The organism is Nocardia sp. NPDC050697, from assembly GCF_040654395.1.
Taxonomy (GTDB): Bacteria; Actinomycetota; Actinomycetes; order Mycobacteriales; family Mycobacteriaceae; genus Nocardia.
On record NZ_JBFAHY010000005.1, the window covers coordinates 180,314 to 193,938 of the forward strand.

At 70.1% G+C, this 13,625-nt stretch carries 13 protein-coding genes; 2 read left to right on the plus strand and 11 right to left on the minus strand.

Features of this window, described 5'->3' with window-relative positions:
- Window position 1: 1 nt before the first annotated feature.
- From AB0H71_RS19440 to AB0H71_RS19450, 3 genes are all read right to left on the minus strand, one after another.
- Window positions 2-589, minus strand: a complete 588-nt coding sequence (locus tag AB0H71_RS19440; protein ID WP_357022440.1) for a flavin reductase — start codon at window positions 587-589, stop codon at window positions 2-4.
- Window positions 586-1,917 (minus strand): hypothetical protein, encoded by a 1,332-nt coding sequence (locus AB0H71_RS19445; RefSeq protein WP_357022441.1) that lies wholly within the window; start codon window positions 1,915-1,917, stop codon window positions 586-588. Before AB0H71_RS19445 ends, AB0H71_RS19440 begins: the two co-directional genes overlap by 4 nt.
- Before the next feature lie 623 nt (window positions 1,918-2,540).
- Complete coding sequence (locus AB0H71_RS19450; protein WP_357022444.1) at window positions 2,541-4,415, minus strand: S9 family peptidase; 1,875 nt, start codon at window positions 4,413-4,415, stop codon at window positions 2,541-2,543.
- A 152-nt stretch (window positions 4,416-4,567) separates the two neighbouring features.
- On the opposite strand from AB0H71_RS19450, the gene AB0H71_RS19455 reads away from it, so the two are divergent.
- Together AB0H71_RS19455 and AB0H71_RS19460 are read left to right on the plus strand one after the other, a co-directional pair.
- Window positions 4,568-5,299 (plus strand): MerR family transcriptional regulator, encoded by a 732-nt coding sequence (locus tag AB0H71_RS19455; protein WP_357022447.1) that lies wholly within the window; start codon window positions 4,568-4,570, stop codon window positions 5,297-5,299.
- Complete coding sequence (locus AB0H71_RS19460; RefSeq protein ID WP_357022450.1) at window positions 5,292-6,821, plus strand: alpha/beta hydrolase; 1,530 nt, start codon at window positions 5,292-5,294, stop codon at window positions 6,819-6,821. Before AB0H71_RS19455 ends, AB0H71_RS19460 begins: the two co-directional genes overlap by 8 nt.
- Here the strand turns inward: AB0H71_RS19460 and AB0H71_RS19465 are convergent.
- The 8 genes from AB0H71_RS19465 to AB0H71_RS19500 all read right to left on the minus strand — a co-directional run bounded on the left by AB0H71_RS19465 (window position 6,811) and on the right by AB0H71_RS19500 (window position 13,614).
- Window positions 6,811-8,013, minus strand: coding sequence for a cytochrome P450 (locus AB0H71_RS19465; RefSeq protein ID WP_357022453.1), 1,203 nt, complete (start codon window positions 8,011-8,013; stop codon window positions 6,811-6,813). The genes AB0H71_RS19460 and AB0H71_RS19465 overlap by 11 nt on opposite strands.
- A 137-nt stretch (window positions 8,014-8,150) precedes the next feature.
- Complete coding sequence (locus AB0H71_RS19470; RefSeq protein WP_357022455.1) at window positions 8,151-8,801, minus strand: TetR/AcrR family transcriptional regulator; 651 nt, start codon at window positions 8,799-8,801, stop codon at window positions 8,151-8,153.
- Window positions 8,802-8,873: 72 nt separating this feature from the next.
- Entirely contained in the window at window positions 8,874-10,055 is a 1,182-nt protein-coding gene (locus AB0H71_RS19475) for a cytochrome P450 (RefSeq protein WP_357023284.1), read from the minus strand.
- A 76-nt stretch (window positions 10,056-10,131) separates the two neighbouring features.
- Entirely contained in the window at window positions 10,132-10,326 is a 195-nt protein-coding gene (locus tag AB0H71_RS19480; RefSeq protein ID WP_357022457.1) for a ferredoxin, read from the minus strand.
- A gap of 20 nt (window positions 10,327-10,346) precedes the next feature.
- Window positions 10,347-11,165 carry an SDR family oxidoreductase gene (locus tag AB0H71_RS19485; protein ID WP_357022460.1) on the minus strand — a complete coding sequence of 273 codons (819 nt, stop codon included), beginning with the start codon at window positions 11,163-11,165 and terminating at the stop codon, window positions 10,347-10,349.
- The gene (locus tag AB0H71_RS19490) at window positions 11,162-12,016 is read right to left on the minus strand and encodes an alpha/beta fold hydrolase (RefSeq protein ID WP_357022462.1); all 855 of its coding nucleotides are present in this window, start codon (window positions 12,014-12,016) and stop codon (window positions 11,162-11,164) included. The genes AB0H71_RS19485 and AB0H71_RS19490 overlap by 4 nt, the downstream gene beginning before the upstream one ends.
- The gene (locus AB0H71_RS19495; RefSeq protein ID WP_357022465.1) at window positions 12,013-12,606 is read right to left on the minus strand and encodes an NAD(P)H-dependent oxidoreductase; all 594 of its coding nucleotides are present in this window, start codon (window positions 12,604-12,606) and stop codon (window positions 12,013-12,015) included. The genes AB0H71_RS19490 and AB0H71_RS19495 overlap by 4 nt, the downstream gene beginning before the upstream one ends.
- A gap of 18 nt (window positions 12,607-12,624) precedes the next feature.
- On the minus strand, window positions 12,625-13,614 hold the full coding sequence (locus AB0H71_RS19500; RefSeq protein ID WP_357022467.1) for a cyclase family protein: 990 nt from the start codon (window positions 13,612-13,614) through the stop codon (window positions 12,625-12,627).
- Window positions 13,615-13,625: the final 11 nt, after the last annotated feature.

Sequence of the window (13,625 nt, forward strand, 5' to 3'; positions counted from 1 at the left end):
TTCAGTTGCCGTCCGCCGACGAGAAGTACGGAATCTCCACCAGCTCATCGGCTGCCGTGGTGAACAAATTGCCGGTCTGCTGCATGAGCGGACGCGTCACGGTTTTCGGCGTCCCGTCAGAGGTGAGGTGCTCGGTATTGAACCAGACATCCCCCACCTCACCGATGAAGACTCCGTGATCCCCGCCGAAATCGAGACGTTCCCGTAGCCGGCAGCTGGCCCAGCCGATGCCGGTGAGCAGAACGGGGCCGTACGGGGACGCATTAAGGTCGAGCTGCAACCCGCAGGTCGCGAGCTTCTCGGCGGGTTCGGTGACCGAGAACCCGGAGTACTTCGCGCCCAGCTTCCACACACCGTCCAGTTGACCGGCCACCGGCACGCTGACAGTGAAACCCTCTGCCCCGAACAGGTTTTCGCAAGTGCGCCACTTCTTCAGCACTGCGATGGCGAGCTGTTGTGGAGCGGTCGATACCGAGGTCACGTTGGAGACCGGAATGAGATCGGCCAATCCTTCCGCGTCTTTGGTGCCGATCAGATAGGCGATCCGCGGCGCGAGGAGGCGATGGGCATGGCCTACATCGTGATTCACGCGAGGGCTCCTTCCGGCGATGTGAATTGATCGATGGCGTCGAGCAGTGCGGTGTCCTTCGATCGGATCGGATCGTTTCGCATGCTGATGTCCGCGGTGCGCACGGCGCTCAGCACCTGCGGAATGCGTTGATCGGAAGGAAGCGCGAGCACGGGCCGCAGCGCCTCGAAGGCAGCCACCGATCCGTCGGTGTTCCATCGAGCGTGCGCCAGGTTGACCTGCGTGAGCATCAGTGTCACCGGCCACGCGGTGGCAGGCGACGGCCTGGAAAGCTCGGTGACTACTCCGGCATTGCGCTCGACCGAGTTCCAATCCCGGAGATAGGCGTAGGTCGAAGCGTCGTAGTAGTGCTGCCGGGCGCGGGAAAATCCGAAGATCGGACCGAAATCCGTCAGCCCGTCGGGTTCGGTGATCTTCTCGCGCTCCCGGTGAGCGGTATGGACGGCATCCACGGCGGCCGCATGGTCGCCCAACTGTGCGTGCGCTCTCGCCCGGAGACCCGCGAGCCGGACACCGGCGATTCCGGAGACGTGCTGCGCCCGGCCGGCCTCCCGGATGACCTGCTCGGGCGAGCTCCACCACGACGCGATCATGGCTCGGGTGCAGACTACCCAGGCGTGCAGAGGCCGATGACCTGCCAATTCCGCGAAGCGCCCGGCAACCCGGGTCTGCATCATCGCCGCCTTCGGCTCCGCAAGATCGTGCGATACCGAAGCCAACAGTGCGCAGGTCGCCGCAAACAGCGCGTAGAGCTCTCGGAGATCGGTGATTCGGCCGGCATGCCGGAGGGATGCCGCCAGTTGATCCCGGACCGTCACCAACTGCACGAACAACCGGGGAAGATCCGGAGCGAGGGCGTAGTCGCTCGCCAGCTGGTAGAGGTCCTCTGCCGCATCCCGAAGCGCATCCGTCGCGATCGTCGGCGGCGCCATGGAATCCCCGATCAGCGCCGATTCCCGCGCTGCCACCAAGACCGGATTTCGCACGCTCGCACCCGCTGCGAGACCGCCGACCCCGAGCATCCGCAGTGCTTCCCGCCTGTTCGTGAGACCACCCCCGTCATCGTCCGACCGATCGTCACCAGTGTGCGTCATCGCTGCGGCGGGCGGCATCCGTCGGTGCCGGACGCACCACGCCGCTTCCCCCTCGGCCACGATCTGCTCGAACCGGGCACGATCCTCCGCCGTCGCGCGCTGTTGATAGGTCGTGTCGAGAATGGCCTGGATCTTGGTTCGCGGAGTCACCGAACTCAGCCCGGAGCGCCAGTTGTTGATGGTGGTCGTCTCGATCCCGAGCATGGCGGCGAACTCACGGATGGACCGCCGCATCGCCTCCTGTAGCGCAACCGCTTCGAATCCGGTCCACGTACGTCCAAATACCATTGCACCCACCCCGCAAAATCGGCCTTGAACAGCAGAAATGCCCCCGTTACCCCTACGGTAGCGCACCGCTTCGCCGTGCCGCTCGAAACTCCCGTACGGCAATGTCTTCGGTGCACCCGGCGCCGGGTCGACGTCAGGTTACTCGCCCGGCGCATCAGACCGTCAGAGTGGCGGACCGATGGCTAACGCCCCCGGCGCCAGGTGCCTCCTCTCGAGAACTCCGGAGGGAGCACCGCCCTGAAACCCACAAGCGCCTCACCGCTTCCGAACGAGCCCGACGTACGGCTCTCGATAGTCCTGCGCGGTATGGAGTTCGAATTCGCCGTCTGTATCACAGCCGCACGGCTATTCGTTCGAGAGCATCAGCAGCGGCGGCACGTAGATGCAGTCGATGTGACCGATATCGGGGCAGATCCGCTACCGCGACTGCCGAACGAGCGGTTGTACATCTGACTGAGGGTCAGACGGTGTACCGGCCCCATTGCTGAGCGGCACCGCACCGACGACCTTGGCGTCATGGCGGGCCTGGGATGGGCGGGGGTGCGGGCGGCCACGGCGGTGTCGAGGGGCTACTCCGTCGGAGCGGGGGCTTTTCCGCCGAGATACCGCGCCAGAAACCGCTCCACCGCCCGGAACATGTCGATCTGATTCTCCGGATTCACGAACCCGTGCCCCTCGTCATCCTTGACGATGTACTCCACCTCAACCCCCCGACCCCGCAGCGCGGCAACGAGATTGTCCGACTCCGCACGCACAACGCGCGGGTCGTTGGCGCCCTGCAGCACGAGCAGCGGGGAGCGGATGCGGTCGACATATGTGATGGGCGAGCGGGCGAGCATCTCCGCCTCCTGGGCCGGATCGTCGGGATCGCCGACGAAGAGGTGCCAGTTGTTGGCGAGGTGCGGGCGGGTGAAGGGCGGGAGGGTGCGCAGGAAGTTGGGCAGGCTGGAGATGCCGACGTAGTCGATGGCGGCGGCGAAGACGTCGGGAGTGAAGGTGACGCCGACGAGGGCGGCGTAGCCGCCGTAGGAGCCGCCGAGGATCGCGATGCGCGAGCGGTCGGCGTACCCCCCGGCGATGGTCCACTCGACCGCATCGATCACGTCGTCGTGCATGGCCCCGGCGAACTCTCCGATGGCGGCGCTGGTGAACGCCTTGCCGTACCCGGTGGAGCCGCGGAAGTTCACCTGCAGCACGGCGTACCCGCGGTTCGCCAGGAATTGCACGGCCGGTGCGTAGCCCCAGTGGTCCCGGAACCACGGCCCGCCATGCAGTAGCACCGCCAGGGGCAGCTCCACCGGCTCGACGCCGATCGGCAGCGTGAGGTGCGAGGGCAGCCGCAGGCCGTCGCGGGAGGTGATGGAGAGCGGGCGCATCGGGGCGAGGAGAGCGGGGTCGAGGTGGGGGTGGGCGCGGCCGAGCACCCGGCTCGCGCCGGTGGCGTGGTCGTAGTACCAGGCGACGCCGGGGTCGCGGTCGTGCTCGAAGGTCACCACCCAGCGCTGCCCGGAGTCGTCGGCGGAGAGCGTCTCGATATCGCCGTCGGAGAGCGCGGTGAGCCGCTCCAGGATCTCGGCGAAGCCGGGGTCGAGCGCGCGGATCTCAAGCCGTTCGTCCAGGTAGCGCACGCCGAGGAGTTCGCCGGTGGCGCGGTCGGTGATGAGCGGGTACGGGGCGGCGGGGTCGACGGTGGAGCGCGGGTCGAGGTCGAAGGTGGGGTGGCTGTCGACGGCCGTCTGGACGCCGGTGGCGAGGTCGAGCCGGACCAGCCGCATGCGGTCGGTGCCGCGGTTGGAGCCCATCCAGACGCCGGTGCCGTCCGGGGTGAGCTGGAACGGTTGCCCGCCCATCGGGTAGTCGCCGCCTGCGAAGCGGGCGATGCGGACCGGACCTTCCGGGGTGATGCGGGTCAGCTCGAGGTCGCCCTCATCGGTGAGGCCGCGGGCGTAGACGGTGTCGTCCGGGCCGCGCAGGAAGAAGCCGCTCCCGCCGGCGTTCCGCGCCACCTCGGTGAGCTCGCCGGATTCGATGTCCAGGTCGTAGAGGTCGAAAGCGGCGGGGTCGCGCTTGTTCATCTGCACCTGGACGGTGCCGGGGCGGTGCACCGGCAGCTCCGGCTCCAGCACGACGACGCCGGGGTACGGGGTGAGGTCGACCGCGGGCGCCTCCGGGTCGTCGGGGTCGGCGCGGAAGATGTGCCACTGCTCGTTCCCGCCCTCGTCCTGGGCGTAGAGCAGCCACCGGGAGTCCCTGGACCAGAACACGTTCTGCACATTGCGGGTCTCGTCGGCGGTGACGCAGCGCGGCCCGCCGCCCTCGACGGCGCGCACCCAGATGTTCATCCGGTTCCCGCACGGGGCGAGGTAGGCGATGCGGGTGCCGCCCGGCGAGATGACGGGTGCGCTGAAGGCGGATGAGCCGAAGAACTCCTCGACGCCGATCATGGCGTTCCTTTCGTCGAGCGGGGACGACCCCCATGACACACCCGGCCGTAACGGCATACTCGAGACATTCCGGGCATGACCCGGATCACCCTTGACTGTGCCGCTACGGCACACCCGAGACTGGCCGCACCGACCGACCCGAGGAGGACAGCATGGGGTGGAGCACCAGGCAGCTCGCCGAGCTCGCCGGGACCAGCCTGCGCACGGTGCGGCACTACCACGACGTCGGGCTGCTGCCCGAGCCCGAGCGCGGCAACAACAACTACAAGCACTACGGCGTCCAGCACCTGGTGCGGCTGCTGCAGATCAAGCGCCTCACCGACTTGGGCTTCTCGCTGCCGCAGATCGCCGAGATGGGCGATACCGACGCCCATCCCGAGGCGGCGCTGCGCGCGCTGGACAAGGAGCTGGAGGCGACCATCGAGCGGTTGCAGCGGGCCAGGGTGGAGCTCGGGCTGCTGCTGCGGCACGCGCCCCCGACCGACCTGCCGCCCGAGCTGGCGCTCGCCGCCGCCGAGGCCGACCTCTCCGGCGCCGACCGCGGCCTGGTGACGGTGATGAGCAGGCTGCTCACCGGCGACCAGCTCGATGCCTACGCCGAGCTGATCCGCTCCGGCGAGCCCGCCCTCGTCGACCGCGAATTCGACGCCCTGCCCGCCGACGCCGACCCCGAGACCCGGCGCGACCTGGCCGAGCGCATGGTGCCGCGGATCCGCGCGCTGCTCGCCGAGCACCCGGAGATACGCGATCTGGACCTGCCCCCGCAGCGCGCCGCGCAGACCATCGGCATCGCCATGCGCGACCTGTACAACCCGGCCCAGCTCGACGTCATGCGCCGCGTCGGCATCGCGATGAACAACGACCGAGGGGATACCCGTGCGTAAGTTCGCCCTGCTCGCAGTCATACCGCTGCTGCTCGGCCTCGCCGCCTGCGGTGCCGACACCACCCCTCCGAACCTGGACCGCTTCTACGGCCAGCGCCTCACCTTCGGCCCCTGCACCGGCTACGCCACCACCGCCGCCGACGAAAAGGCCATCACCGGCAATCCGGCCCTGCAATGCGCCAGGCTTGAGGTCCCGCTGGACCACACCGACCCCGACGGCCGCACCCTGAGCATCGCGGTACTCAAAGCCCCAGCCCGCGGCGAACGCATCGGCTCCCTGCTGCTCAACCCCGGCGGGCCTGGCGGCCCCGGCATGAGCATGGCCGCGGTCGGCGCGCAGACCCTCGCCGCGAGCCCGGTCACCGAACGCTTCGACCTCATCGGCTTCGACCCGCGCGGCGTCGGCGCCTCCACCCCCGCGGTGGACTGCTTCACCGACGCCGAGATCGACGCGGGCCGGGCAACCACCTCGGTGCTCGTCGGCCCGAAGAAGCTCACCGCGGACGACACCCGCGCGCTGGTCGAGCGCTGCGCCGCGGGCTCCGGCGGGGCTGACGTCCTGGCGCACGTCGGGACCAGGGACGCCGTGCGCGACATGGACATCCTGCGCGCGGCGCTCGGCGACGAGAAGCTGAACTTCCTGGGCCAAAGCTACGGCACCCGGCTCGGCGCGGTCTACGCCGAGACCTTCCCGGAGCGGGTGCGCGCGCTCGTCCTGGACAGCGCCATCGACCCGCTGAAAGGCACCGACGAGCGCAGGCTCACCCAGTACGCCGGGTTCCAGCGCTCCTTCGACGTCATGGCCGCCGCGTGCGCGGCGACCCCCGACTGCCCGCTCGGCCCCGATCCGGCGCAGGCGACGGCGGCCTTCCAGAGTCTGATGCGCCCGCTCCTGGACCGGCCGATCACCCTCGCCGACGGCAGGCCGCTGGAGTACGACGGCGCCACCGGCAGCGTGATCGCCGGTCTCTACGACGCCAGGGCCTGGCCGGTGATCTGGAAGGGGCTCGCCGAGCTGCGCGAGGGGCGCGGCGACACCCTGGCCGCCATCGGCGACGCCTTCGGCGGCCGCGGCGCCGACGGCCGCTACGGCAACTTCACGGAGGCGCTCTTCGCCATCAACTGCCTGGACGAGCAGCGCCACACCCCCGAGCAGGAGGTCGAGCTGAAGGGCCGGATCCAGGAGATCGCCCCGTTCCTGGACACCGGCCTCGGCCCCGACGGCGCCCGCGACCCCTGCGAATCCTGGCCCGCCACACCGACACTCGGCTACCCGTACGCCACCGGCATCGAGGGCCTCCCGCCCACCCTCACCGTGGCGATCACCGGCGACCCCTCGACCCCGTACGCGGGCAGCGTGAGCCTCGCCGAGACCCTCGGCGGCGCCCTGCTCACCGTCGAGGGCGAGCAGCACACCGTCGCGCTCGGCGGCACCAGCCCCTGCGTCAACGACGCCGTCGCCCGCTACCTGATCGACCTGGAGACCCCGGAGCCGGGCGCCCGCTGCGCTCTCAGCGCGTGAAGGTGGGCAGCGTCTCCCACCCCCGCACGGTGGAGGTCGGCGAGAGCCGGGCGGCGGCCGAGTCGACCTCCCACTCCGGGAACCGCTTCAGAATCTCCTCGAGCGCGATCCGCCCTTCGAGCCGCGCCAGCGCGGACCCCAGGCAGAAGTGCGTGCCGACGCTGAACGACAGGTGCCCCCGCGCATCCCGGTCGATATCGAAGACATCGCCGTCCGGCGCGAACTGCCGCTCGTCCCGGTTGGCGGCGCCGATCAGCATCATCATGGCGCTGCCGGCGGGCACGGTCTGCCCGTGCAGCTCCACGTCGCGGGTGACGTAGCGCGCGACGTGCGGGGCGGGCGGCTGGAAGCGCAGCAGCTCCTCCACCGCCTTGGGGATGAGCTTGGGGTTCTCGACGAGCCTGCGGCGCTGGTCCGGGTGGTCGGCGAGGACCCGCCCGGCCCAGCCGATGAGCCGGGTGGTGGTCTCGTTGCCCGCACCGGAGACCACGTTCACGTAGGTGAGCAGCTCGGCGCGGGTGAGCTTGCGCCACTCGCCGTTCTGGTCCTCGAACTCCACGTTCAGCAGCTCGGTCATGATGTCGTCGGAGGGGTTCTCCACCCGCCAGTCGATGTAGGCGGAGAAGATGTCGCCGGTGTCCATGCCCTCGGAGGCCGCCTTCATCGGCTTGCCCTCCTCGGTGCGCATCTGCTCGTTGGCGAAATCCCGGATGGCCTCCTGGTCCTGCTCCGGGATGCCGAGCAGCAGGCCGATGGTGCGCATCGGCATCTGCGCGCCGATGTCGGCGATGAAGTCCAGCTTGCCGGTGCCGACGTGCGGCTCCAGGCTGTCCACGCAGTACTGCCGGATCTGCGCCTCCAGCGCCTGGATCTTGCGCGGGGTGAACATCCGGGAGAGCAGCCCGCGGTGGATGTCGTGGATCGGCGGATCCTCGAAGATCACCACGCCCGGCGGGATCTCGATATCGGCCTTGATCAGCTCGATGATCGCGCCCTTGGCGGAGCTGTAGGTGGCGTGGTCGATCAGTGCCGCGTTCACGTCCGCCCACCGGCTGATGGCGTAGAAATCGTGCTTCTCGTTGTAGTAGAGCGGCAGCTGGTCGCGCAGCCGCTTGAACATCGGGAAGGGGTCCGCGTTGAGCTCGACGTCGTACGGGTCGTAGTACACGTCGCTGGCCGCACTGGTGGTCACAGGGATTCGCCTCTCTGGAGAACAGCGAACGCCAGTGTAACTTACCTTCTCTAAGAATGAGAGGGGCATTCTCTCGCAATCCGGAGAGAACGAGAAAGGCCCCGGCGAACCGGGGCCTTCAGGAGGGACGGAACAGGTCAGCGCGCGGCGATACCGTGCGCGCAGAAGCGCCAGACCTCGTCGGCGGTGATCGGGTCGGGATCGCCGTCGGTGTCCGAGGGCTGCGCGATGAACATGACCGTCTGCATGGTCAGCGCGGCCAGCCGGCGCGGATTGCCGTCGGGGACCAGCGCGCCCGCCTCCTGCACCTCGGTGAGCAGGTCGCTGAAGAGCGTGAAGAGCGCGGTGTGCGCCGAGCGCACCGCGTTCGGGTGCGAGCCGATGAGCTGCGGCGCGAACTCGGTGAAGAGCGGGCGCCGCGCCTCCGGGTCGGGCCGGCAGAGCTGGAAGAGCAGCTCGACCGCGGTGCGCAGCTTGGCCACCGGGTCGTCGGCGGTGCCGGTGGCGGCCCTGATCTGCGCGGCGGTGCGGCCGACGGCGTCCTCGTAGAGCGCGAGCAGGAGCTCGTGCTTGCCGTCGAACTGCAGGTAGAAGCTGCGCAGCGACTGCCGGGAGCGGTCGACCACCTCCTGCACCGTGAAATCGGTGCTTCCCTTCTCGGTGATGATGGCCTGCGCGGCGTCCAGGAACTTCTGCACCCGGTCGCCCGCCCGCTGCGTCGCGGTGCGCAGCGACCGCTCCACGGCACGCTGCTTCCAGGCGGGCTGCTGCTCCTCACTGGTGTGCATCAGGGCATACTACTCGGCGCGGCGGCGCATTGTACGGCGGCACGCAGTGGCACACAACACGTGCGCGCCCGCCTACCAGGCGACCGGGAGCGAGTAGACGCCGAAGGCGAGCCGGTCGTGCTTGAACTCGACCTCCTCGAACGGAATCGCCAGGCGCAGTGTGGGAATCCGCCGCGCCAGGGTGCCGAAGACGATCTGCAGCTCGGCCCTGGCCAGCTGCTGCCCGACGCACTGGTGCGGCCCGAAGCCGAAGCCGACGTGCTGCAGCGCGGGCCGGGTGATATCCAGCCGCTCCGGGTGCTCCCAGGCCTTCTCGTCCCAGTTCGCCGGGGCCAGGTCGAAGATCAGCCCCTCGCCCGCCCGGACCGTGACCCCCGCGATCTCGATGTCCGCCAGCGCCACCCGGCGCTGCCCGTTCTGGATCACGCTGAGGTAGCGCAGCAGCTCCTCGACCGCGCTTGCGACCAGCTTCGGGTCGTCGGTGGAGCGCAGCAGCTCCCACTGCTCCGGGTTGTGCAGCAGCGCCAGCACGCCGAGCGAGATCATGTTCGCGCTGGTCTCGTGGCCCGCGATGAGCAGCCCGGTGCCGAGCTGCGCGGCCTCGCGCATGTCGATCTCGCCCGCCCGCACCCGCTCGGCGATATCGGAGAGCGCGTCCTCGGCCGGCTCCTCCAGCTTCTGCTTCACCAGCTCGACCAGGTAGCGGGCCAGGATGCTGCGCCCCGCCTCGGCCTGCTCCTTGGTGGCGAAGCGGTCCACGTTGGCGCTGGCGTGCTGCTGGAAGAACTCGTGGTCGGCGTAGGGGACGCCGAGCATCTCGCTGATCATCAGCGTCGGCACCGGCAGGGCGAGCGCCGCGACCAGGTCGGCGGGCTGCGGCCCGGCCAGCAGCGCGTCGATGTGCTCGTCGGTGACCTGCTGGATCACCTCGCGGAGCTGCTTGACCCGCTTGAAGGTGAACGGCTTGGTGAGCATCCGGCGGTAGAACTGGTGCTCCTCGCCGTCGGTGGTGAAGAGCGACTTCGGCCTGGAGTCCTTGATCGCCTTCATCCCCTCGTTCCAGTAGGGGAAGCCTTCCACCTTGTCGTTCACGCTGACCCGCGGGTCCGACATCAGCTCCTTGAACTCGGCGTGGCCGGTGACCAGCCACGGCGTGCTGCCGTCCCAGATCCGGACCCGGTTCAGCGGCCGGGCCCTGCCCATGCTCAGGGCCTGCTCGGGCGGCGCGAAGGGGCAGGCGGCGGCGCGCACCATCGGGTACTCGGGCACCTCCGCGGTCACGCTGCTGGTGGCTGTTTCGGTCACGGTTCACTCCTGGAGGGTGGGGGAATCATTCCTCGACGTGGATCGCCATGGCGGGGCAGACCGCCGCCGCCTGGCGCACCTCGTCGGCGAGCTCGGCGGGCGGGTTCGGGTCGAGCAGTTCGACGATGCCGTCGTCGTCGCGCTGGTCGAAGACCTGCTCCGCGTGCATGACGCAGTGCCCGGCCGCGACGCACTTGACCTGATCGACAGTGACTTTCATGGGTTCTCTCTCTCGGGGGGTCAGCGCGTGGCTGCCTTGTCGAACTGCTTGGCCAGTGGCTTGCCCGCGCGGGTGCCGCCGTCGATCGGCAGCACCGTCCCGGTGACGTAGCGAGCGCGTTCGCTCGCCAGATAGACGGCGGCCTCCGCCACGTCCTCCGGCGTCCCGTCGCGGCGCAGCGGGCGGTCGTTGAGCATGGCCTCGCGGGCCAGCCGGGTGAACTTCTCCCGCGCCGCGTCGGACATGCCGCTGCCGGAGGAGGAGAGCAGCGAGGTCGGGATATTGCCCGGCGCCAGGCAGTTCACCCGGATGTCGAACTGCGCCAGCTCGATCGCGGCGGAGTGGGTGTAGTGGATCACCGCGGCCTTGGAGGCGCGGTAGGTCTGCACCCCGCCGCCGGCCTGGATGCCGCCGATCGAGGAGAGGTTGATGATCGAGCCGCCGCCGTGCTCGGCCATGTGCCGCGCGGCGTGCCTGGTGCCCGCCATCACGCCGAGCAGGTTCACGCCGAGCACGCGGTGGAAGTCGGCCAGGTCGTCGTGCAGGATGCTCTTGTGCATCCGGCCGGAGATGCCGGCGTTGTTCACCATGATGTGCAGGCCGCCGAACTCCGCCGTCGCCCTGAGCACCAGCGCCTCGACCTGCTCGGGGTCGGAGACGTCGGCCGCCTGGAACACCGCGGCGGCGCCGAGCCCGGCGATCGACTCGGCCCCGCGCTCCGGGTCGAGGTCGCCGACGACCACCCGCGCGCCCTCGGCCACGAACCGCGCCACCACGGCCCGGCCGATCCCCGCCGCTCCCCCGGTGACGACGGCGACCTTGCCTTCGAGTTCGCTCATGCCGAGATCTCCCTTCGAGCATCGGTTTTCGCACAGTTCGCGAGGAAGTCGAGGAGCAGGGCGTTCACGATCTCCGGCCGCTCGATCTGCGGACAGTGGCCGGCGCCGGGCACCACCGCGGAGCTGCCCTGCGGGATGAGCGCGGCGATCTCGGCCGCCCAGCCCGGCGGCAGCAGCTTGTCCTCGCCGCCCTCGACCACCAGCACCGGAACCCCGATGCGGTGGTAGGCGCGCTCGGTGGAGGGCGTCGCGGGCGGCTCCAGCCCCGGGCGCCGGAACCGGGCCGCCGCCAGCGCCTCCCAGGCACCGGGCGCGATGCTGGACTCGTACCGGCGCTGGACGTACCCCTCGTCCGCGGGCCAGGAGCCGCCGTGGAAGAGCGCCGTGACGATCCGGCGCATGCCGGGCAGCGAGCCGTCGTAGTCGTAGAGCGCGGCCATGTGCTCGTTGCGCTGGATCTCGCCGCCGCCGCAGATCGCCACCAGGCTGCGCGCGGGCAGCCGCGGCCGCTCCGAGGTGGCGTCGGCCAGCAGGTTGATGGCGCCCATGGAGTTGCCGACGAAGTGCGCCGATTCGATGCCGAGCAGCGCGAGGAAGCGCGCGATGTGCCGGATCCGCAGCCCGCGGCCGTCGGTGAAGTCGACCACCTTGGCCGAATCGCCGAACCCCAGCATGTCCGGGGCCAGCACCCGGTACCGCCTGGCCAGCGCGTTCACCGTGAACTCCCAGCCCACCTCGGCGCCGGCGCCGAACTCGCCGCCGTGCAGCAGCACCACCGGCTCCCCGGCCCCGGCCTCCAGGTAGCTGGTGCGCGCGCCGTCCACCAGCAGCATCCTGCGCTCGGCGATCATGAACCGGACCCCGCGGCGGGCGCGAAGGCGAGCACCTGGGTGGCGAGCAGCTCGAGCTGGCCGCGCACCGTGGCGTCGACCAGCTCGCCGCTCGCGTCCCAGACCGGCTCGGCGGAGTTGATGGCGACACCGAGCGGGGTCGGCCAGGCGCGCAGCGCGTGCCCGATCACCCGCAGCTGCCCGAGCGTGCCGACCGCGGCCTGCCAGCCGTAGGCGCAGCTGATGCAGCCCCACGGCTTGTTGTCCAGGTAGACGACCGGGTCGCCGCGCAGGTCCTCGATGTAGTCGAGCGCGTTCTTGACCAGCCCGGAGACGCCGCCGTGGTAGCCGGGCGAGCCGATCACCACGGCGTCGGCCCGGCGCAGCGCGGTGACCAGCGCGGTCGCCGCCGCGGTGCGCTCGGCGTCGTTCGGGCTGTACATGGGCAGGTCGATATCGGGACCGGCGAAGAGCGCCGTCTCGCCGCCGTTGCGCTCGACAGCGGCCAGGCAGTGCCGCAGCGCGCGCTCGGTCGACGACCCGGCGCGCAGGGTGCCGCCGATCCCGACGACGAAGGGACGGCCACCGGTGGTCGTGGTGCTCGCGGTCATCTGCGCTCCCTCCTTCATCTACTTGATGGCGATCGGATTCAGCGGCGAGCCGACCGCGCCGACCACCCGCAGCGGCGGGGCGACCAGCTGGAACTCGTAGACGCCGTCGGCGGCGCAGTCCGCGGCCAGCGCGGTCAGGTCCCAGTACTCGCCGAGCATCAGCCCCATGTCGCGCAGGCACAGCATGTGCATGGGCAGGAAGGTGCCCTCGACGCCGGAGACCGGGTTCTCGACCATGAGGTTGTCCGCGGCCACCGCGGCGACCTCGCGCTCGTGCAGCCACTTGGCGCAGCGCCAGTCCAGCCCGGAGTAGGGCTCGGCGCCGTCGCCCGCCTCCTCGAACCGGGCCCACCAGCCGGTGCGCACCAGCACGATGTCGCCGCTGCCGACCTCGACGCCCTGCCGCTTGGCGACCTCGTCCAGCTCGTCCGGGGTGATCGGCTCGCCCGGCTCCAGGAAGGTCTCCGCGCCGCGGTGCTTCACCAGGTCGAGCAGGACGCCGCGGCTGGTGATGCCCTTGCCGTCCACCTTGTCGATGCCGCAGTGGTAGGCGCCGAAGCTGGTCACCGAGGCGGCCGGGAAGCCGTTGTAGAGCTTGTCGTCGTAGTAGACGTGCGAGAGCGCGTCCCACTGGGTGGCGGCCTGCAGCGGCATGACGATCATGTCGTCGTTGAAGCGGAACGGGTTGTCCGCGAAGAATCCGGCCACCTCGGCGCCCACGCTGTTGCGCAGCCACTTGGGGCCGTACTCGGTGAGCGCGGTGACGTCGCCGCCGTCCACGGTCATGACGTGCACCGGGTTGTGCCGGAACTTGAAGGCGCCCTGCGGGCCGGAGGAGCCGAAATCGACGCCGAGCGGGAACACCTTCCCGTGCCGGACCAGCCCCGCGGCCTGGGTCACCTTCTCCGGGGTGATGAAGTTGAGCGTGCCGAGCTCGTCGGCGGCGCCCCACCGGCCCCAGTTGCGCACCTCGTCGCCGAGTTTCCGGAAATCGGTCAAGCTTGCCACTGTCGTTGTCC

Coding starts and splice junctions, on each gene's coding strand:
- AB0H71_RS19470 (WP_357022455.1), bottom strand. CDS start 8,801: ATGCACACCAGTGAGGAGCAGCAGCCCGCCTGGAAGCAGCGTGCCGTG.
- AB0H71_RS19495 (WP_357022465.1), bottom strand. CDS start 12,606: ATGACCGCGAGCACCACGACCACCGGTGGCCGTCCCTTCGTCGTCGGG.
- AB0H71_RS19445 (WP_357022441.1), bottom strand. CDS start 1,917: ATGCGGCGGTCCATCCGTGAGTTCGCCGCCATGCTCGGGATCGAGACG.
- AB0H71_RS19485 (WP_357022460.1), bottom strand. CDS start 11,165: ATGAGCGAACTCGAAGGCAAGGTCGCCGTCGTCACCGGGGGAGCGGCG.
- AB0H71_RS19455 (WP_357022447.1), top strand. CDS start 4,568: ATGGGGTGGAGCACCAGGCAGCTCGCCGAGCTCGCCGGGACCAGCCTG.
- AB0H71_RS19475 (WP_357023284.1), bottom strand. CDS start 10,055: ATGGTGCGCGCCGCCGCCTGCCCCTTCGCGCCGCCCGAGCAGGCCCTG.
- AB0H71_RS19450 (WP_357022444.1), bottom strand. CDS start 4,415: ATGATCGGCGTCGAGGAGTTCTTCGGCTCATCCGCCTTCAGCGCACCC.
- AB0H71_RS19480 (WP_357022457.1), bottom strand. CDS start 10,326: ATGAAAGTCACTGTCGATCAGGTCAAGTGCGTCGCGGCCGGGCACTGC.
- AB0H71_RS19490 (WP_357022462.1), bottom strand. CDS start 12,016: ATGATCGCCGAGCGCAGGATGCTGCTGGTGGACGGCGCGCGCACCAGC.